Source organism: Pseudomonas sp. GW821-FHT03A09, assembly GCF_059421065.1.
This window is the reverse complement of sequence record NZ_JBWKUX010000009.1, coordinates 215,913-235,033: the sequence shown is the minus strand read 5'-3', so window position 1 is coordinate 235,033 and position 19,121 is coordinate 215,913. Positions and strand designations below refer to the sequence as shown.

At 59.9% G+C, this 19,121-nt stretch carries 16 protein-coding genes; 5 read left to right on the top strand and 11 right to left on the bottom strand.

Features of this window, described 5'->3' with window-relative positions:
- The first annotated feature begins 75 nt into the window (after positions 1-75).
- On the top strand, positions 76-831 hold the full coding sequence (locus tag AC07V4_RS18330) for a COG4705 family protein (protein WP_492637922.1): 756 nt from the start codon (positions 76-78) through the stop codon (positions 829-831).
- Between the two features lie 138 nt (positions 832-969).
- Here the strand turns inward: AC07V4_RS18330 and AC07V4_RS18325 are convergent, their stop codons facing one another.
- The 4 genes from AC07V4_RS18325 to AC07V4_RS18310 all read right to left on the bottom strand — a co-directional run bounded on the left by AC07V4_RS18325 (position 970) and on the right by AC07V4_RS18310 (position 7,538).
- The gene (locus tag AC07V4_RS18325; protein WP_492637921.1) at positions 970-2,289 is read right to left on the bottom strand and encodes an MFS transporter; all 1,320 of its coding nucleotides are present in this window, start codon (positions 2,287-2,289) and stop codon (positions 970-972) included.
- 389 nt (positions 2,290-2,678) lie between these two features.
- The gene (locus AC07V4_RS18320; protein ID WP_492637920.1) at positions 2,679-4,004 is read right to left on the bottom strand and encodes a sigma-54-dependent transcriptional regulator; all 1,326 of its coding nucleotides are present in this window, start codon (positions 4,002-4,004) and stop codon (positions 2,679-2,681) included.
- A complete protein-coding gene (locus tag AC07V4_RS18315; protein WP_492637919.1) occupies positions 3,998-5,764 on the bottom strand; it encodes an ATP-binding protein in 1,767 nt (588 codons plus the stop codon). Before AC07V4_RS18315 ends, AC07V4_RS18320 begins: the two co-directional genes overlap by 7 nt.
- A 250-nt stretch (positions 5,765-6,014) precedes the next feature.
- Positions 6,015-7,538, bottom strand: coding sequence for a fumarate hydratase (locus AC07V4_RS18310; protein WP_492637918.1), 1,524 nt, complete (start codon positions 7,536-7,538; stop codon positions 6,015-6,017).
- A 216-nt stretch (positions 7,539-7,754) separates the two neighbouring features.
- Between AC07V4_RS18310 and AC07V4_RS18305 the strand changes: the two genes are divergently transcribed.
- Positions 7,755-8,687 carry an iron-sulfur-binding ferredoxin reductase gene (locus AC07V4_RS18305; protein ID WP_492637917.1) on the top strand — a complete coding sequence of 311 codons (933 nt, stop codon included), beginning with the start codon at positions 7,755-7,757 and terminating at the stop codon, positions 8,685-8,687.
- 30 nt (positions 8,688-8,717) lie between these two features.
- Positions 8,718-9,467 (top strand): enoyl-CoA hydratase-related protein, encoded by a 750-nt coding sequence (locus tag AC07V4_RS18300; protein ID WP_492637916.1) that lies wholly within the window; start codon positions 8,718-8,720, stop codon positions 9,465-9,467.
- Between the two features lie 177 nt (positions 9,468-9,644).
- Here the strand turns inward: AC07V4_RS18300 and pyk are convergent, their stop codons facing one another.
- Positions 9,645-11,096: a pyruvate kinase gene (pyk, locus tag AC07V4_RS18295; RefSeq protein WP_431749344.1), complete on the bottom strand. Its 1,452-nt coding sequence runs from the start codon at positions 11,094-11,096 to the stop codon at positions 9,645-9,647.
- Between the two features lie 175 nt (positions 11,097-11,271).
- Here pyk and AC07V4_RS18290 point away from each other — a divergent pair, with 175 nt between their 5' ends.
- Together AC07V4_RS18290 and AC07V4_RS18285 are read left to right on the top strand one after the other, a co-directional pair.
- Positions 11,272-11,646: a tetratricopeptide repeat protein gene (locus AC07V4_RS18290; protein WP_431749345.1), complete on the top strand. Its 375-nt coding sequence runs from the start codon at positions 11,272-11,274 to the stop codon at positions 11,644-11,646.
- A 224-nt stretch (positions 11,647-11,870) separates the two neighbouring features.
- Positions 11,871-12,230 carry a PilZ domain-containing protein gene (locus AC07V4_RS18285; protein WP_492637915.1) on the top strand — a complete coding sequence of 120 codons (360 nt, stop codon included), beginning with the start codon at positions 11,871-11,873 and terminating at the stop codon, positions 12,228-12,230.
- Between the two features lie 60 nt (positions 12,231-12,290).
- Here AC07V4_RS18285 and AC07V4_RS18280 read toward each other — a convergent pair whose 3' ends face one another.
- The 6 genes from AC07V4_RS18280 to AC07V4_RS18255 are packed head-to-tail and all read right to left on the bottom strand — an operon-like array spanning position 12,291 to position 18,961.
- Positions 12,291-13,622: a DUF58 domain-containing protein gene (locus tag AC07V4_RS18280; protein ID WP_492637914.1), complete on the bottom strand. Its 1,332-nt coding sequence runs from the start codon at positions 13,620-13,622 to the stop codon at positions 12,291-12,293.
- A gap of 7 nt (positions 13,623-13,629) precedes the next feature.
- The gene (locus AC07V4_RS18275) at positions 13,630-14,625 is read right to left on the bottom strand and encodes an AAA family ATPase (RefSeq protein WP_492637913.1); all 996 of its coding nucleotides are present in this window, start codon (positions 14,623-14,625) and stop codon (positions 13,630-13,632) included.
- Positions 14,622-15,779 (bottom strand): DUF4350 domain-containing protein, encoded by a 1,158-nt coding sequence (locus tag AC07V4_RS18270; RefSeq protein ID WP_492637912.1) that lies wholly within the window; start codon positions 15,777-15,779, stop codon positions 14,622-14,624. The genes AC07V4_RS18275 and AC07V4_RS18270 overlap by 4 nt, the downstream gene beginning before the upstream one ends.
- Positions 15,776-17,305: a DUF4129 domain-containing protein gene (locus AC07V4_RS18265; RefSeq protein ID WP_492637911.1), complete on the bottom strand. Its 1,530-nt coding sequence runs from the start codon at positions 17,303-17,305 to the stop codon at positions 15,776-15,778. Before AC07V4_RS18265 ends, AC07V4_RS18270 begins: the two co-directional genes overlap by 4 nt.
- On the bottom strand, positions 17,292-18,272 hold the full coding sequence (locus tag AC07V4_RS18260; RefSeq protein ID WP_492637910.1) for a stage II sporulation protein M: 981 nt from the start codon (positions 18,270-18,272) through the stop codon (positions 17,292-17,294). The genes AC07V4_RS18265 and AC07V4_RS18260 overlap by 14 nt, the downstream gene beginning before the upstream one ends.
- A complete protein-coding gene (locus AC07V4_RS18255) occupies positions 18,269-18,961 on the bottom strand; it encodes an RDD family protein (RefSeq protein WP_431749561.1) in 693 nt (230 codons plus the stop codon). The genes AC07V4_RS18260 and AC07V4_RS18255 overlap by 4 nt, the downstream gene beginning before the upstream one ends.
- Positions 18,962-19,121 lie beyond the last annotated feature (160 nt).

The window sequence follows — 19,121 nt, the reverse complement described above, 5'->3', positions numbered from 1 at the left end:
CGTTCAGTCTGCGCGCCTAGTCGACCCCCTCTAAGTCGGCGCATTGAAAGACTGAGCTTCGGAGCCTTCTGCACCATGAACAAACTTCCTCAGATCACCCTGGCGTTCTGGGTCATGAAAATCTGCGCAACCACCCTGGGCGAGACCGCCGGGGATTTGCTGTCGATGACCCTGAATGTTGGCTATGCCATCAGCTCGATGATTCTGATCAGCGTGTTCCTCGTCACCTTGCTGACGCAACTCTGGTCGAAAACCTACAACCCGGTGCTGTACTGGATCGTGATCTTGTCCACCAGTACGGCGGGCACCACCATGTCCGACTTCATGGATCGCACCTTGGGGCTCGGTTACGCCACGGGCTCGATGATCCTGATCGCAATCTTGATGATCATCTTCGCGTTGTGGCACCTCAGCGGCGACTCGCTGAACGTGAACAAAGTGCAGACTTTCCGGGGCGAGTTGTTCTACTGGATGGCCATCCTGTTCTCCAATACCTTGGGCACTGCACTGGGTGACTTCCTGGCGGATGACTCCGGGTTGGGCTTTGCTGGCGGTGCCTTGCTGATTGGCTCGGCGATTGCGGTGGTGGTGGCACTCAAGTACTTCACCAAGATCTCGTCGGTGCTGTTGTTCTGGGTGGCGTTTGTACTGACCCGGCCGTTTGGCGCGACCCTGGGCGACTTCCTCACCAAGCCTTATGAAAAAGGCGGGTTGGATTTCGGCACCATCGGTTCGTCGGCGGTATTGGCGGCGGTACTGGTGGTGATGATTGCCGGGGCGTCGTATGCGCAGCGGCGGTATGGGCGACGCGAGGTTGCTGAGCTGTCCTGACGCTATTCAGGAAGCGCAAAAAAACGAAATGTGGGAGCGGGCTTGCCCGCGAAAGCGGAGTGTCAGTCAATACATCAGTGACTGAAAGACCGCATTCGCGAGCAAGCCCGCTCCCACATTTTTTACTGCATTGCGCTGTTAGTCGGTGGTAATCCGCGAATGCTTGCGGGTGTCCTTCATGGTCACGTAGACCAGCAACGACACTGCAATACACGCCGTCACGTACCAGTAGTAGCCGGTTTCCATGCCGATGCTCTTGAACCACAGCGCGATGTATTCAGCGGTACCACCGAAGATCGACACCGTCAGCGCATACGGCAGGCCCACGCCCAGGGCACGAATCTCGGTCGGGAACAGTTCGGCCTTCACCACGGCGTTGATCGAGGTGTAGCCGCTGACGATGATCAGCGCTGCCATGATCAGGAAGAACGCGCCCCACCAAGTCTGGATGGTGTGCAAGGTGGTGAGGATCGGCACGGTGAACAGGGTGCCGAGGATGCCGAAGGCGATCAGAATCGGGCGACGGCCGATTTTATCCGACAGTCCGCCGACGATCGGTTGCAAGCACATGAACAGAAACAGCGTCGCCGCCGAGATGGTGGTGGAGTCGGAGATGCTCATGCCGACAGTATTCACCAGGTATTTCTGCATGTAGGTGGTGTAGGTATAGAACGCCAGCGTACCGCCCATGGTCAGGCCGACCACGGTCATCAGTTCCTTGGGGTGACGCATCAAGGTGCGCATCGCGCTTTCCTTGGCTTTTTCCTTCTTGGTGAACGACTCGGTTTCTTCCATGCCGCGACGCAGGTACAGCGCGACGACCGCGCACAGCGCGCCGATGGCGAACGGGATGCGCCAGCCCCAAGCGTACAGTTGCTCAGTGGTCAGCAATTGTTGCAGCACGATCAGCACGCCCAGGGCGATGAGCTGGCCGGAGATCAGGGTCACGTATTGGAAGCTGGAGTAGAAACCACGGCGCTCCTTGGTGGCCATCTCGCTGAGATAAGTGGCGGAGGTGCCGTATTCGCCGCCGACCGACAGGCCCTGCAGCAAGCGGGCAAACACCAGCAGGATCGGTGCACCGATGCCGATGATTTCATAGCCCGGGCTCAGGGCAATCAGCAGCGAGCCGAAGCACATCAGGTAGACCGAGGCCATCAGGGCCTTTTTACGCCCGACTTTGTCGGCGTACAGGCCCATCAGCCAGCCGCCGATCGGACGCATCAGGAAGCCCACGGCGAAGATCGCGGCGGTATTGAGCAATTGGGCGGTGGTGTCGCCTTTCGGGAAGAAGGTCTTGGCAAAGTACAGCGAGAAGGCGGCGTAGACGTACCAGTCATACCACTCGACCATGTTGCCGACGGAACCACTGAAAATCGACTTGATGCGGCTGGAGGTAGTGCGCTCTTTCGCCGGCGCGGCCGCCGACCCCAGAGGCAGGGCGTTGGAGTTATCCATTGAAGGATCCTTCATCTAGTTGTTTTTATGGAGCGGCGCGAGCGCAGCCTGGTCCGAGCTATAGCAGAAGCTGTGCCAGGTAGGTGAAGGCCCGGTCTAGAAGGGTTACAGGATTTTTTTGAGCGGAAATTCGCTGATTATTTTCAGGTGGTGAGCGGAAATCCGCTTATGGCTGCCGGCCTCTTCGCGGGCAAGCCCGCTCCCACACTTGAATGTGTTCACAGATCACAATGTGGGAGGGGGCTTGCCCCGATGGCGGCCTGGTAGGCGCCACAAAAATTGGCTTAGAGAATCACACTGCCCCTCCCACATCTTGAATTGTGAACGCAGTCAAATGTGGGAGCTGGCTTGCCTGCGATGGCGGCTTCAGGGGTGATGCAAAAATCTGTTTAGAGAAACATCTCCCTCACCAACCCATGCCGCTGCATTTTTTCATTGAAGGTACGTCGCGGAAGTTGCAGTTCCGCCAGCACCGCCTTGATATCGCCCTTGTGCCGGGTCAGCGCAGCCTTCAAACAATGTGCTTCGAAGGCTTCCTGTTGCGCGGCCAGGGATTGCCCTGCCTCGATACCTTCCGGCTCTGGTTCGCCCAGCCCCAATACTTGACGCTCGGCTACGTTGGCCAGTTCACGCACATTGCCCGGCCAGTCATGACTGAGCAGCCGCCCGAGCTGGCTGCCGCTCAACGGTTTCACACTACGGCCCAGGCGTTCGGCGGCACTTTGTGCAAAGTGGTCGAACAGCAGTGGGATATCTTCGCGGCGTTCACGCAGCGGCGGCAGGCGCAATTGCGCGACGTTCAAGCGATAGGCCAAATCTTCACGAAAACGCCCGGCGCGGGCTTCTTCCAGCAGGTCGGGTTTGGTGGCGGCGATGATGCGCAGGTCCACGTGGATACTCTGGTTGGAGCCCAGCCGTTCCAGCTTCTGTTCCTGCAGCACACGCAGCAGTTTCACTTGCTGGGCCAGGGGCATGCTTTCGATTTCATCCAGGAACAGTGTGCCGCCATGGGCGTATTCCAACTTGCCAATCCGTTTGCCCTGGGCGCCGGTGAAGGCACCGCTTTCGTGACCGAACAGCTCGGCTTCAAACAGTTGCTCGGGTATGGCGGCGCAGTTGAGCGCCACAAACGGCTTCTTCGCCCGCGGGCCAAAATCATGCAGGCAACGGGCGACCATTTCTTTGCCGCAGCCGGTCTCGCCACGGATCAGCACGTTGACCGGCAAAGTCGCCAAGTCGAGCACTTGGCGGCGCAAGGTTTGCAGGCCACGGGACACGCCCAGCAGCGTCGATTCCAACTGCGTCCGATGGTCGGCCTGTTGATGCAGGCGGCGGTTCTCCAGGATCAGCCCACGCTTGTCCAGGGCACGACGCAGACCATTGAGGAGGGCATCGGGGCTGAAGGGTTTCTCCAGGAAATCGTAGGCACCGTCACGCATGGCTTCCACCGCCATCGGTACGTCGCCGTGGCCCGTGAGCAGGATTACCGGCAAGTCGGCATCGCGGCGCTGCACTTCGGCCAGCAGCTCCAGGCCGCTGAGCCCAGGCATGCGCACGTCGCTCAAGATGACGCCGGGAAAGTCCTTGGGCAGTTGCGCCAGGCACTCCTCGGCGCGACTGAACAACTGCACGTCAAACCCCGACAGGCTCAACCATTGTTCGACGGCCGTGCGAATGCTGGCTTCGTCATCGACCACAATCACCGCGTTCAACATGGGGCGGGAGTCTCCAGTGCGATGGGTAAGGTGAGGGTGAACACGGCGCCATCGCCCCGGTTACCGGCAGTCAGGCGTCCGCCCAGTTCGTGCACGATAGCGTAAGACACGGCCAGCCCCAGGCCCAGCCCGTCACCCACCGGCTTGGTGGTGAAGAAGGGGTCGAACACGCTGCTGAGGTGTTCGTCGGCAATTCCGCCGCCGCTGTCGCTGACCGTCAGTTGCCACAGTTGCTGATCGGCGTGCAGGCGGATCTGCAGGCGCTTGCGCGGCTTGTCGGCCATAGCGTCCAAGGCGTTGCGCAGCAGGTTGATCAACACCTGTTCCAGGCGGATCGCATCGCCTCGTACCCACGCGGGGCGGGTCAGGTCCAGCACCACGCCAATGGTTTCATCGCGCAGGCGTGCGTCGAGCAGGTGCAGGGATTGGTCCACGACCGTGGCCAGGTCCAGGCGTTCGCGCAAGCCACTGGGGCTTTTGCGGGCGAACGTCTTGAGGTGGCCGGTGAGCGCGGCCATGCGCGTGAGCATGTCGTCTAGCGGAGTCAGCGCTTTGTAGGCATCGTCCACGCGGCCGTGGTCCAGCAGCAGGCGCAGTGTGGCTAATTGCATGCGCTGGGCAGTCAGGGGCTGATTGATTTCATGGGCGAGGGCGGCAGACATCTGCCCTAGCGCCGCCAGTTTGGCTGACTGCACCAAGCCGTCCTGGGCCGTGCGCAGGGCCTGGGTGCGTTCTTCCACAAGCTGTTCGAGTTCTTCGCGGCTGCGCTGGCGCAAACGGGCCAGGCGCCAGCGCTGGGTCAAGAACAACACGAGGAACACCAGCGCCAGCCAGGAACCGGCGGCGGCGAGGCCGGCGTTGCGTTGGTCTTCAAAGGCAAACTGAGGTTTGCGCAGCAGGTGCAGAGTCCAGCCTTCGGCTTTTAGCGGCAGCGATTCCCAGATGTAATTGGCGCTGCCGTCAGGGCCGTTGACGCGCATCAGGTGGCTGTTTTCATCGAAGCGTTGCAGGGCCTGGGTTTCCAGTGGTTGCAGCAGCTTTTTGTCGTATTGGCGGGTGGCCTTGAGATCGGCAAGATCTCTGTCCGACAACGGGCGCAGGTTGCGATAACGCCAGCCCGGCTGGTTGGCGATAAACACAATGCCGCGCGCATCGCTGACCAGCAGCAGGTCATTGCCCTGGGCCCATTCACGTTCCAGCTCGGGGAACTCCAGCTTGACCACCATGGCGCCGAGAAACTGCTCGTGTTCATCCACCACTGCGCTGGACAGGAAGTAACCGGGAATGCCGGTGGTCACGCCCACCGCATAAAAGCGTCCGGTGCCCTGGCTCAAGGTTTGGCTGAAATACGGGCGAAATGCATAGTTATGGCCAACATAGCTGCTGGGCAGGTTCCAGTTGCTGGCCGCCACGGCGAGGCCGGTACGGTCCATCAGCTCCAGGGTGGAGGATTGTGCGGCACCGTTGATACGTTCCAGCTTGCGGTTGAGCACGTCCTGGGTGGCGGTATCCAGCGGGCTCTTCAACGCGTTGATCATCTCCGAGTCCAACGCCAGCACGGCGGGCAGGGCGCGGTAGCGCTCGATCAGGGTGTGCAGGGAGTTGCCATAGAGCGTCAGTTGTTGTTTGGCGCGGGTGGCATCGTCCACCAGGGCCTGGCGCTCGGCATGGCGCGTCGCCAAGGCTGCAGCCAGCAGCGCACCGGCAATGATCAACAGGGAGTAGAAGGTCAGACGCAGGGGGCGAGGGATCACGATCATACGGTGATGGGCAGGCACAGTAAGGGGGTAGCACCATACCATGAGCTGCCAGGATCTTGTGGCGAGCCCGTTTTTGTGGGAGCTGGCTTGCCTGCGATGGCATCACCTCGGTGTCACTGAAAAACCGAGGTGCCTGCATCGCAGGCAAGCCAGCTCCCACATGTCCACGTACATCATGGCAATAGCTGCTGGCATAAAAAAGGCGACTGGGGCCAGGGCCGCAGTCGCCTTTATCCAAACGGTTAAGTGCTTACTGCACTTCTACCGCCAGGCTTTCACTGATCTTTTTCTGCCAGATGGCTGGACCGGTGATGTGTACGGATTCACCCTTGCTGTCCACCGCAACGGTGACCGGCATGTCTTTCACGTCGAACTCGTAGATCGCTTCCATGCCCAGCTCGGCGAAGGCCACCACACGCGACTTCTTGATGGCTTGCGCCACTAGGTAAGCGGCGCCGCCCACGGCCATCAGGTACACGGCCTTGTGGTCCTTGATCGCTTCGATGGCGGTCGGGCCGCGCTCGGATTTGCCGATCATGCCCAGCAGGCCGGTTTGCTCGAGGATCTGACGGGTGAACTTGTCCATCCGCGTCGCGGTGGTCGGGCCCGCCGGGCCAACCACTTCTTCGCGCACTGGATCAACCGGGCCGACGTAGTAGATGAAGCGGCCTTTGAGGTCCACCGGCAGGCTTTCGCCCTTGTTCAGCATCTCGACCATGCGTTTGTGCGCTGCGTCGCGACCGGTGAGCATCTTGCCGTTGAGCAACACGGTTTCGCCCGGCTTCCAGCTCTGCACTTCTTCCGGGGTCAGGGTGTCGAGGTTGACGCGACGGGCCGATGGGCCGGCTTCCCAGACGATTTCCGGGTAGGCGTCCAGCGGTGGCGCTTCCAGCGATGCCGGGCCCGAACCATCGAGCACGAAGTGTGCGTGACGGGTGGCGGCACAGTTGGGGATCATGCACACCGGCAGGGACGCGGCGTGGGTCGGGTAGTCCATGATCTTCACGTCGAGCACGGTGGTCAGGCCGCCCAGGCCCTGGGCGCCGATGCCCAACTGGTTGACCTTCTCGAACAGCTCCAGGCGCATCTCTTCGATACGGTTCTGCGGGCCGCGCTTTTTCAGCTCGTGGATGTCGATGGATTCCATCAACACTTCCTTGGCCATCACCGCCGCTTTCTCAGCGGTGCCGCCAATGCCGATGCCCAGCATGCCCGGTGGGCACCAGCCGGCGCCCATGGTCGGAACGGTCTTGAGTACCCAGTCGACGATCGAGTCGGACGGGTTGAGCATGACCATTTTCGACTTGTTCTCGGAACCGCCACCCTTGGCCGCCACGTCCACTTCCACGGTGTTGCCCGGGACGATGGAGTAGTGGATGACCGCTGGGGTGTTGTCCTTGGTGTTCTTACGCGCGCCGGCCGGGTCGGCCAGGATGGACGCACGCAGGACGTTTTCCGGCAGGTTGTAGGCGCGACGCACGCCTTCGTTGATCATGTCGTCCAGGCCCATGGTGGCGCCGTCCCAACGCACGTCCATGCCCACGCGCACGAACACGGTGACGATACCGGTGTCCTGGCAGATCGGGCGATGGCCGGTGGCGCACATGCGCGAGTTGATCAGGATCTGGGCGATGGAGTCACGGGCTGCTGGCGATTCTTCGCGCAGGTAGGCTTCATGCATGGCCTGGATGAAATCCACGGGGTGGTAGTAGGAAATGAATTGCAGGGCGTCGGCAACGCTCTGAATCAGGTCGTCTTGCTTGATCACGGTCATGAGTCGCGCTCCTCTATAAGGGAACATTCAATAAAGGTGGCTTCAGTGTTGCATCGGTCGGCTGAAGCCATCTTTCCAAGGCACGCCAAAGTGGTGCAGGCGCGACGCTAAAAAGGCGCGGCAGTATAACCCGGCTCGGTGGCCGATACACCCGACTATGGTCAAACTGTCGCAGGCATGATTCCCTGTGCGCGCCCCTTGTGATTGAGTCCTTATATGCCTGAACTGTACGTCGGCGAACGCCATTGGTCGGTATCTACCGGCAGCAACCTGCTGGATGCCTTGAACCAGGCGGGTGTGGGCGTGCCCTACAGTTGCCGGGCGGGTAGTTGCCATGCGTGCCTGGTGCGATGCCTGGGGGAGGTCGAAGACAAGCAGCCCGAGGCCTTGAGCCCGGCGCAACGCCAGGACGGCTGGCGCTTGGCGTGTCAGTGCCAGGTTGCCGGTGATCTGAACGTTGAGACTTTTGATCCGCTACAAGACGGCTTGGCGGCCCAAGTGGTGGGTGCCGACTGGTTGAACGCGAGTGTGCTGCGTCTGCGTCTGCAACCGGAGCGCGGCCTGCGTTATCGGGCCGGGCAACATTTAGTGTTGTGGGCAGGGCAGGTGGCGCGCCCGTACTCCCTGGCCAGTCTGCCTCAGGAAGATCCCTTCCTGGAGTTTCACCTCGATTGCCGTCAGCCCGGCGAGTTCAGCGATATTGCCCGGCAGTTGCAGGTCGGTGACGCCTTGCGACTGGGCGAGTTGCGGGGTGGAGCGCTGCAATACGATCCCGACTGGCACTCCCGGCCGTTATGGTTGCTGGCCTCCGGCACCGGCTTGGGGCCCTTGTGGGGAGTATTGCGTGAGGCGTTGCGCCAGGATCATCAAGGCGCCATCCGCGTGATTCACCTGGCCCATGATGCCAACGGGCATTACCTCGCCGAACCCCTGTCGCAGCTGGCAGCGCAGCATCCCAACCTGGCGGTGGAGCTGTGGACAGCGGCCGAGTCGACCCAGGCATTGGCGCAACTGCGGCTTGTTTCACGGCAAACTCTGGCCTTACTCTGCGGGCACCCTGCCAGCGTCGAGGCGTTTTCCAAGCGTCTGTTCCTGGCCGGATTGCCGCGCAATCAACTGCTGGCCGATGTGTTTGTGCCCCGTGGTTGAGCGCTGAACCCCATCGTTGCGAGACTCGCCATGACCGACGCCATCCAATTGTTGCGTGAACGCGGGCTGCTGATCTTGCAGCTCAATCGCCCGGACAAGAAAAACGCCCTGACCCGCGCCATGTACACGCAACTGGCCGAAGCGCTGGAGCAGGCTGATGCGGACGCTGGCGTCAGCGCGGTACTGCTTCAAGGCAGCAGCGAATGTTTTACCGCCGGCAACGATCTCGCTGACTTTCTCGAACAGCCCCCCAACGACCTCGACAGCCCACCGTTTCACTTTATGAAAAGCTTGCTCAATTGTCGTAAGCCAGTGGTTGCCGGCGTGGCGGGCGCGGCGGTGGGGATTGGCACGACGCTGCTGCTGCATTGTGACTTGGTGTATATCAGCCGCGATGCACGGTTGCGCATGCCGTTCGTCAACTTGGGGCTGTGCCCTGAGTTTGGATCGAGCCTGATCCTGCCGCGTCTGTTGGGGCATGCGAAGGCGGCTGAGTTGTTGCTGTTGGGCGAGGGCTTTAGCGGTGAACAGGCGGCCGCCTGGGGAATGGCTACCGAGGCATTGGGTAGTGGCGCAGCGGCGTTGGCCAAGGCGCGGGAAATGGCAGAGCGCTTTGAAACCCTGGCGCCAGGGGCGGTTCAGGTGACCAAACAACTGATGAAGAGTGTCGATCGTGAGCAGTTGCGGCAGGTGATCGAGGAGGAGGGCGCTTTGTTCACCCAGCGGTTGAGGTCGCCGGAGGCGATTGCGGCGTTGTCGGCGTTTATCACCCGGCGATGAAAGTTGTATTGGCCGCCTGGGCCTCATCGCGAGCAAGCCCGGCTCCCACAGTTGACCGCATTCCAATGTGGGAGCTGGCTTGCCTGCGATGAGGCCCTGATAGCCAACAGATCATCCTGATCTGAAATGCAAAAAGCCCCGCCATTCACATGGCGGGGCTTTTTTTCAGCGTGTCACTCAGACCTGTGGGTCGCCCACATGCAGGATCTTCATGCCATTGGTGCCACCGGTGGTGTGGTAGCTGTCGCCCTTGGTCAGGATGACCCAGTCGCCTTTTTCCACGACGCCGCGCTTGACCAACTCGTCGATCGCCTTTTGGCTGACTTCGTTCGGTGCCAGCGAAGCCGGATCGAACGGAACGGTGTACACGCCACGGAACAGCGCCGTGCGAGCCTGGGCTTCACGGTGCGGGGTGAACGCGTAAATCGGCACCGACGAGCGGATGCGCGACATGATCAATGGCGTGTAGCCACTTTCGGTCAAGGCGATGATCGCTTTGACACCCGGAAAGTGGTTGGCGGTGTACATGGCGGCCAGGGCGATGCTCTGGTCGCAACTTTCAAATACTTTGCCAATGCGGTGGCTGGAGGTCTTGCTGGTCGGGTGCTTTTCGGCACCGACGCAGATACGCGCCATGGCCTGTACGGCTTCCAACGGGTATGGGCCGGCAGCACTTTCCGCCGAGAGCATCACGGCGTCGGTGTAGTCGAGCACGGCGTTGGCCACGTCGGACACTTCAGCACGGGTCGGCATCGGGTTCTGGATCATCGACTCCATCATCTGGGTCGCCACGATGACAGCTTTGTTGTGGCGGCGAGCGTGCAGGATGATCTTCTTCTGGATACCGATCAGCTCGGCATCGCCGATTTCCACACCCAGGTCACCACGAGCAACCATCACCGCGTCGGAGGCGTTGATCAGGCCGTCGAGGGTTTCGTCATCGGCCACGGCTTCGGCGCGTTCGATCTTCGCCACCAGCCAGGCAGTACCACCGGCTTCGTCGCGCAGTTTACGGGCGTATTCCATGTCGGCGGCGTCGCGTGGGAAGGACACGGCGAGGTAGTCCACTTCCATTTCGGCGGCGAGAATGATGTCGGCCTTGTCTTTTTCAGTCAGGGCTGGCGCGGTCAGGCCGCCACCACGACGGTTGATGCCTTTGTGGTCGGACAGCGGGCCGCCGATGATCACGGTGCAATGCAGTTCGGTCGGCGTCGCGGTATCGACGCGCATGACCACGCGGCCATCGTCCAGCAGCAGTTCGTCACCGACGCCGCAGTCCTTGACCAGGTCCGGGTAGTCGATACCCACGACTTGCTGGTTACCTTCGGTCAGCGGGTGGCTGGTGGAGAAGGTGAACTTGTCACCGATCTTCAGCTCGATCCGCTTGTTGGCGAATTTGGCGATACGGATTTTCGGGCCTTGCAAGTCACCCAGCAGTGCCACGAAACGGCCGTGCTTGGCGGCCAGGTCACGCACCAACTTGGCGCGAGCCTTGTGCTCGTCCGGGGTGCCGTGGGAGAAGTTCAGACGGGCGACGTCCAAACCAGCCAGAATCAGCTGTTCGAGGACTTCCGGCGAGTTACTGGCCGGGCCAAGGGTGGCGACGATTTTGGTACGACGGACGGACATGCACAGACTCCTGAGTTCAAGCGCTGGGGAAGGCTACTATGCTCTTTCGTTGTAGTCATTGTTCGTTTGCACTACTTATCGACGATTGGCTTGTTTTCGTTGCGGTTGAATAGGCGAACATCCTTGAAGATTTTCGACGAGGGGTCGATACACTGCACAAGACAGGAGAACCCCCATGCGAATTTTGCTCGTTGCAGCCTTGGCCGTCAGTGTTGTCGGCTGTACCCGCTGGTCGATGGACCACCATTTGAACAATGCTTACCGTGCCTACGGGGTAGGTGATTGCGAGCGCGTCACCCTGGAGTTATCCCAGGTCGACCGTGAAAGCCGCACGCGTCGCTATGTACAGCCGGAGGTCTCGATGTTGCGCGGTCAGTGCCTGGAGCGGCAGAAGTTGTTCGTTGACGCCGTGCAAACCTATCAGTTCATCATCAATCAATACCCGTCGAGCGAGTACGCTTACCGAGCTCGCGCCAGGCTCGACACCTTGCAACAACTGGGGCATTACCCCGGTGCCAGCGCGGCGCAGCCACGCCCGGCGTCTTTGTAATTATATTTGTCATTCCATTGCTGGCCCGTTGCCAGTCTTGGGCTATCCTTTGAATGTCCGTTTGTACAAGTTTCTATTCGAACGGATGCGAGACCCGGACTCGGCGGTTTTCTCGTGGCAAAACGATAGTTTTTGCCGTGCCGAGTTCCCGGGAGAGCGAGCCATCGGCTCGTTCCGAATCACTGGCACGGCCAGGTTCCTGGCTACTGGATGGCGATCTCACCATGTTTACCGAACGACGGATCGAGCGGCATCAACTGCCTTGCTTTTTGCAGGTGTTCAATCGCCTAACCGACAAGCCGATCGGCTTTCTGGGAAATGTGTCTGAAGAAGGGCTGATGTTGATCAGTCAAATACCGATGATGGTCGACGTGGACTTTGAACTGCGTTTGAAAATTCCAGGCTTGGAAGGTGGGTTCCAGGCTATTGACCTCACGGCAACGTGTTTGTGGAGCCATGAGGACATCAACCCGCAGCATTATGATTCGGGCTTCCACGTGCGGCAGGCGCCCGAAGAGTATGGTCAGTTGATCACCGCTCTTTTGCATTACTTCAGCTTCGATCCGCTACAGGCCTCTGCTTGAACATCGCATGTCACCGGCTCGGTCAGGCTGCTCTTGCCCGACCGTAGCCGTGCGTCCTCTTTAGAAAGTCCCGGCTTTCTTCCAGCCCAGATAACGCGTGACCAGTTTGGCTCCCAGCTCGGATGGTAGGACATCGAGCACTGATAGTCCGTGCGCGTTCAGACGATCATGGAGTTCGTTGCGGTTGTTGAGGTAATCAATCGTGCCACTGTAAGCCAGTGCTTCCGGCAGGGTTTGTACGGGGGCTTGGCGCAGTTGGTCGAGGACGTGCTCTCGCAGGCTGGCAACCATCACCCGATGTTGCCGACTGATGCGTTTGACGGCGGTCATGAGTGCCTCATCGTCCTCATCCCGTAAATTGGTGATCACGATCACCAGCGCCCGACGTTTTTGTCGTGCCAGCAGCTGGCTGGCGGCGGCTTCATAGTCGGCTGTTTTACGGGTGGTATCCAAGTCGTAGACCGTGTTGAGCAAGACGTTCAGTTGACCACTGCCCTTGACCGGTGTCAGGTAACGCGGTTGGTCGCTGGCATAGGTACACAGCCCCACGGCATCCCCCTGCCGCAACGCGACGTAGCTGAGTAACAGGCAGGCGTTGAGGGCGTGATCGAAATGGGATAGTTCGTCGTCCTGGCTGCGCATGCGACGACCGCAGTCGAGCATGAACACTATTTGCTGGTCGCGCTCGTCCTGATATTCCCTGGCAATTGGCGTGCGTTGCCGCGCGGTCGCCTTCCAATCGATCTGGCGCAGGCTGTCACCTTCGCGAAACTCGCGTAACTGATGAAATTCCAGCCCCAACCCGCGTCGCTGGCGTTGGCGTACGCCGAGTTGGCTCAGCCAGTTGTCCACACCCTGCAACTGCGCGCCGTATAAACGGGCGAAATCCGGGTAAACGCGGGTCGCATCCCGTGCCTCAATCAAGCGTCGCGCCGACCACAATCCCAGGGGGCTGGTCAGGTGGACTTCACAATGGATGAAACTGAAATGCCCTCGTCGCAAGGGACGAACACGATAGCCCAGCTCGCAGCGTTCACCGGGGCGCAGTTCGATGGATTGCGGCAGGTTCTCCACACTCAAGCCATCAGGGACGTGATCGAACACTATCAAGGTCAATGGTTGTGGGTAACTGTGCTCCACTGACAGACGGACTTCACCCCAGCGTCCCAGTGCCAGGCTGCCAGGTACATGCCTTTCGATTCTTGGCGAAGGGCGACGGCGCAGGCGTAATGCGTCCAACAGGGCTAGCAGCAACAATGCCAGCAGCAGGCCCCAGGCTACCGATTGCAAGGTGTTGGGAACCTTTAGCTGCAAGGCCGTCGCAGTACCTAGCAGGGTATTCACACCTAGCAGCACGCCAAGCCAGGCCAGAAGCAGACGGGTCGGTTTCATGGTCGGGTCATTGTCTTGGTGCAGGAATCTGATCAAGCAACTGCTTGAGTACCTGGTCCACTTCCAAACCTTCGATGTCCAGTTCCGGTGCAATGCGTACCCGATGACGCAGTACAGCCAAGGCGCAGCCCTTGATGTCGTCTGGCGTGACGAACTCACCACCGCGCAACAACGCTCGAGCCCGAGCACCGCGTACCAGGGCGATGGAAGCCCGCGGGCCGGCGCCTAGGGTCAGCCCAGGCCAGCTACGTGTGGCGCGTGCCATGCGTACGGCATAATCGAGCACTTGTTCATCCAGGGGCATGTCACTGGCGATCTGTTGCATCTGCACCACATCGTCGGCTTGAAGCAGAGTGCGTAAGGGTTGCACGTCCAACATGTCCGCTCTGGATGACCGTGTTACTTCGCGCACCATATCCAGCTCGTGCTGAGCGTCGGGATAGTCCATGCGTACCTTGAGCATAAAGCGATCCAACTCGGCTTCCGGCAGTGGGTAGGTGCCTTCCTGTTCGATGGGGTTCTGGGTGGCCAATACCATGAACGGCTGGCCGATGGGCAAGGCTTCGCCCTCAAGGGTGACTTGACGCTCCTGCATGGCCTCAAGTAATGCCGCTTGGGTCTTGGCCGGAGCACGGTTGATCTCATCGGCGAGCAGCAGGTGGGTAAACACTGGTCCCTTGCGTAGCTTGAATTGTTGGGTATGCAGGTCGTACACGGCATGACCGGTGACATCACTGGGCATCAGGTCGGGGGTGAACTGAATGCGTGCAAAATCGCCACCAAAACACCGGGCCAGGGCACGTACCAACAGGGTCTTGCCCAGGCCGGGTACACCTTCGAGTAGTACATGGCCTCCGGCGATCAGTGCCGTGAGTACGTCTTCAATGACCTGGTCCTGGCCGATCACGGCTTTGCGCAATTCAACCCGTAAAGCCTGGGCCTGTTGGCTGGCATGCCGCAGGTTGTCGCTGGCCGTGGCTGTGGTCGGTGGATATTCGCTCATAGGGCATTCCTGAGGGTTTGCAGGCACGTCACTTGTCGGCTGAAATCGGCACTGGAGAGCCGTTTGCGCGGGAGTGGGCCAAGCGCCTGGCTGATGGCATGGGAGGGTTGTCGCGTCAGGTGTTCCAGCACCTGCCATTGTGCTGCGGTATCGAGGTGTTCAAAGCCTGGATGGCGGTTGCGGGCGGTGCGCAGGATGTCGCGTTGCAACGCTTGCAACAATGCGCCTTGCCCACCGCGACGCAGTAGAAAATCGGCGCTGGCTTTCAAGTGCTCTTGCAACTGCCGGCGTGCCTTGGGGACGGGCGGCTGAATCGGACCTTGGCGCATGCCGGCTCGCCAGAGCGCCAAGGCGACCAGTGCTACGAGTGCCACCAGGGCCTGTGGAAAGTAGCGCGCCAACAGCGTCAGCAAATTGTCCACGTCGTGGTTGAACAACAAGGTCACATCGGTGTTCTGGTTGAGGTACCACAGCAACCAGGCGTTATCGTGTTTGCCGATGTTCGGGGTTTTCCACAGGTCGCTGTCGGTCACCACCGTCACATGGCCTTGCCCGAGGTCGACCTGCATCAGGTGGCTGGACTTGGCGCTATTGGCTGAAAACTGGGCCAGGTGTTTAGGGTCGGTGAGGTTGAAGTCGGTATCGAAACTGACGTAGGCCGGGGCGGTTTCATTGTCGACGTAGAGCTTGGTCAAGTCCGGCGCTTTCTTTTTACGGGGTGATGCCGGTTTGCCGAATGTGTCACTCAAGGCCTGATGGATCTCCACGCGATCAAGCAGCAGGTCGCCGCTTTTGCTCATTTCCTCATCCCACAAGGCTTCGGCTACCACCAGCAAGTGGCCTCCAGCTTTTGTCCAGTCCAACAGTTGCTCGACCTGGCGCGGGGTCATGTTGCTACGTTCACCCAGCAGAAGCAGGCTTTGACCTTTAGCCGGCAAATCGGCCAGTTGTTCAATGCCATTGGCGTGCTTCACGGCCAGGCCTTGTTGGCGTAGAAAATACTCGGCGGCCAGATAGGGATTGGCCTGTGCTTGCGCAGACGGGCCGCGATCTATCACTTCGTCATAAGGAATTGCCTTGTGCCAGGCGTATAAACCGCCGGCTCCCAGCAGGCAAGCCAGCAACAGCGCCACCCACAGTAATGGCCGATTCATGGGTGCACTCCCGAACTGAAGAGTGCACGCCAATCGTTGCACAGCTGTTGTTGGGCTGCGGTAGGCGGCAGGCGGTGGCCATAAGCGAGGTTTTGCCAATGGCGTGTCAGTTCATCGCTGAACGCCAGCAATTGTGGTTGCTGCAAACGATGGACATGCTCCAGTACCTGCCCTTCGGTATCGGCATTTTTCAGCGGCAGGTTGAACTCATGCAGCAACTGGCTGAGCAGGCCGCGATACAGCAAGCCCAGGGCTTCCCTGGGGTGGGTGGGCCAGAGTTGTTCGGCGGTGCTGGCGATGTCTGCCGGCAAGGTTTCAACCTCCAGTTCCAGCCCGAACAATTGAGCCGGAACCGGTTTGACTGCTTTCGGGAAAGGCTGCCGGCTACGACTGACAAAAGTGCGCAGCCACTCACGATAACGCCACACCAATAGGGCAACACCGCCAATCAATAGACTCCACAGGAGTATTTCCAAGCCTTGGGCGACCTGCTTGAAGACATTGCTGTTGAGATTGTCCAGCAGCGCTTGCAGCCAGGCTGGCAATTTACCGTCGCCCTTTGCCTTGCTCTTGGTGGCTGTTTTTTCGTCGCCAAAGCGATAGCGGGTGACGGTCTCAGGGTTCTTGAAGGGGGGCTGTTCCAACACCTCTTGAATGGATTGGCTGGCGGATCGAGTGCTGAGCTGTTGGGTTCCAACGGGGGCGTTTGCCATGGCCTGTGGAGTGACTTGCAGCAGCATCAGTCCGGCGACCAGCAGTAACAGCGGTGCTATCCCGCTCAGGCGTTGGCGCAGGTTGCGGAATATCAGTTCCAGGTCCCAGGCTTCCAAAACAGTACGGCGATTGAGGTACAGGCTGAAACCACAGGCGACGTAAATGGGTTCCCAGAAGACCAGGATCAGGGCGTAGAAAGCATTGCCCAGGTGTTCCAGCCACAAGTCGTTCGGGCCTGATGCCAATGCCATTTGTTGCCAGTCCCAGTCCAGTTCTATCTGTTCCGGAATGAATAGATAGAACAAGGCCATGCAACCAAACCAAAGGCCGATTTCCAGGTGTACCCCGATGGTGGTCAGCCAGCGTGCGGCTCCCGCGTTGTGTTGCAGCAATACCCCCAGGCGCTTCTGGCGTGCCAGGCCACTGAGGCCCTCAAGCTGGCTTACCGGCATTACAAAGCTGCGGCTCAGGCTCAGCCGGCGCCAAGTCAGGCTGGCCAGCAGTTGGTCCTTGAGCAGGGATGGCCAATGGCGCACGGCCTGTTTGATGCGTGGCGTTTCACCAAACAAGGTCTTGGAAAGGATGTACAGCGGCAAGCGGTCGAAGGCCGGCTTGAGCCACCAGAACAGGAACAGCGCGAAGGACGGATACTCCCAGAGCAGCACTGTGAGCAGGGTAAATATGGGCAAGGTGACCATCGCCCAACTGCCCATCAACAGGACGCGATGTTCCCTGGCCATCAGCACGCCAAGGTCCATGGCTTCCCAGGAGGTGCGTGGGCGAATGACTACGCTGGCGTCAGTCAGGCGCATGACGAGTCCGTCCAGCCAGGCTCAGGTAAGCCGCCACCAATAGCCAAAGTACAGCGCCCACTAGGTATTTGATCCAAGGGGCGATCGTGGCGATGGACGACCAATAGGCTTCGATAAACGCAGCGATCAACAGGAAGACCATCACACCACAGAGCATTTGCACGCTTTTGCGTGCCGCCAGTCGCAGGGATTCGCTGCGTGCCAAATGCCCGGGGGCTATCAGTGACCAGCCCAGTTGCAAGCCTGCCGCACCGGCCAGGGCGATAGCGCTGAGTTCGAATGCGCCGTGACCGATCACAAATGACCAGAACGTCTGGCCATAGCCGATTTCGGTCAGGTGCCCAGAAATCGCGCCGATGATCAGACCGTTGAAAATCAGGAAGAACACACTGCCCAAGCCAAACAGCAAGCCGGCGGCAAACGTCTGGAAGGCAATCCCGATGTTGTGCATCACGTAGTAGCCAAACATCATCCAGTCTTCGCTGGAGGCCCGTTCGACCGAGCGCCCCAGGTGGCTGGCATCGGGGTCGTACATGCCTTGCATCTCGGCGACCTGTTGGGGGCTGACGATGCTGTAGATCAGATCGGGGAACAAATAGACCAGCAGGGCTACTCCCGCCAGGCTGCCCAAAAACAGCAGGCTGGCGATCAGCACAAAACGCCATTGTTCGCGTACCAGCCGGGGGAAGCCGGCCAGGATGAACGCCAGTACGTTCGCTGCCAACTGGCTGCGGTGGCGGTACAGCTGTTGGTGTCCGCGCAGTGCAAGTTGCTGCAGCGGGTCCACCAGGTAACTGCTATAGCCGCGCTCCTGGGCCAGGGCCAGGTGTTGGCACAAACGTCGATACTGATAGGGGAAGTCAGTGACGTCACCGGCCTTCGCTTTTCCTTGTTCCAACTGTTCAAGTTGTTTGGCGAAGGTTTGCCATTGCTGCTGGTGGCGGCTTTCAAACTGGCTCTGCTTCATGTCGGCCCCAACAAGCCACGGGCCACACCGTTGAGTTGTTCCACGGCACGAGCCGGGGACACTTGCAGGGGGGCTGCGAGGATGGAGGCCAGTTCATGTGCTCGCTCGGCCGACAGTTCGCCTTGGCGTTCGGCGAAACCGAGGATGGCGCGTTGTTCGATCAGGTCCAGTGCAAAGGGCAGGCGCAGCGCTGCGGCTTGAGGAATGCGAGGCCGAACCAGCGGTTGCTCGCGGTAGACCACCAGCGTACCGGCCGCCAGATCGCCGAGCCGTTTGAAATGCGGATGTTGCAGGCAACTGATGGCGCCGAGAAAGTAGCCGAAAGGCAGCATGTCGACAAAACGTAATAGGTTACGGATCAGGGACGCCGACCAACCGATAGGTGTGCCGTCGTCTTGTACCACACGCAGGCCCATGACCTGCTTGCCGGGTGAGCAGCCCTGATTGAGGACTTCAAACAGCACCATGTACCACCAACTGACCAAGAACAGGAGCAACGAGCCCAGGCCAATCCCGATGTTGCCAAGCAGCGCCAGCGGCACAATCAGGATACCTAGGAGCAGCCCACGCAAACCCAGGTCGAAAGCAAAGGCCAATGCGCGCGCCAGCAGGCCGGCGGGGCGCAAGGGCAGGTCGATACCCTCCGGGGTCTCGATCTGGTAGCGGGTATCCAACGGAGCTGATGGCATTGCGATCCTTGGCAGTGCTGAGCGGTTAAGAGACACGGATGCTAGCAGTGTCGACGGTGGAAGCAACCATTCAAAGTTTTGCTGGATATTTGTACAGTATATGTATTGCTGGCCCCGGACGCCTGCCTGCGCCTAGACTTTGTCGATCTTCAGCACAGGA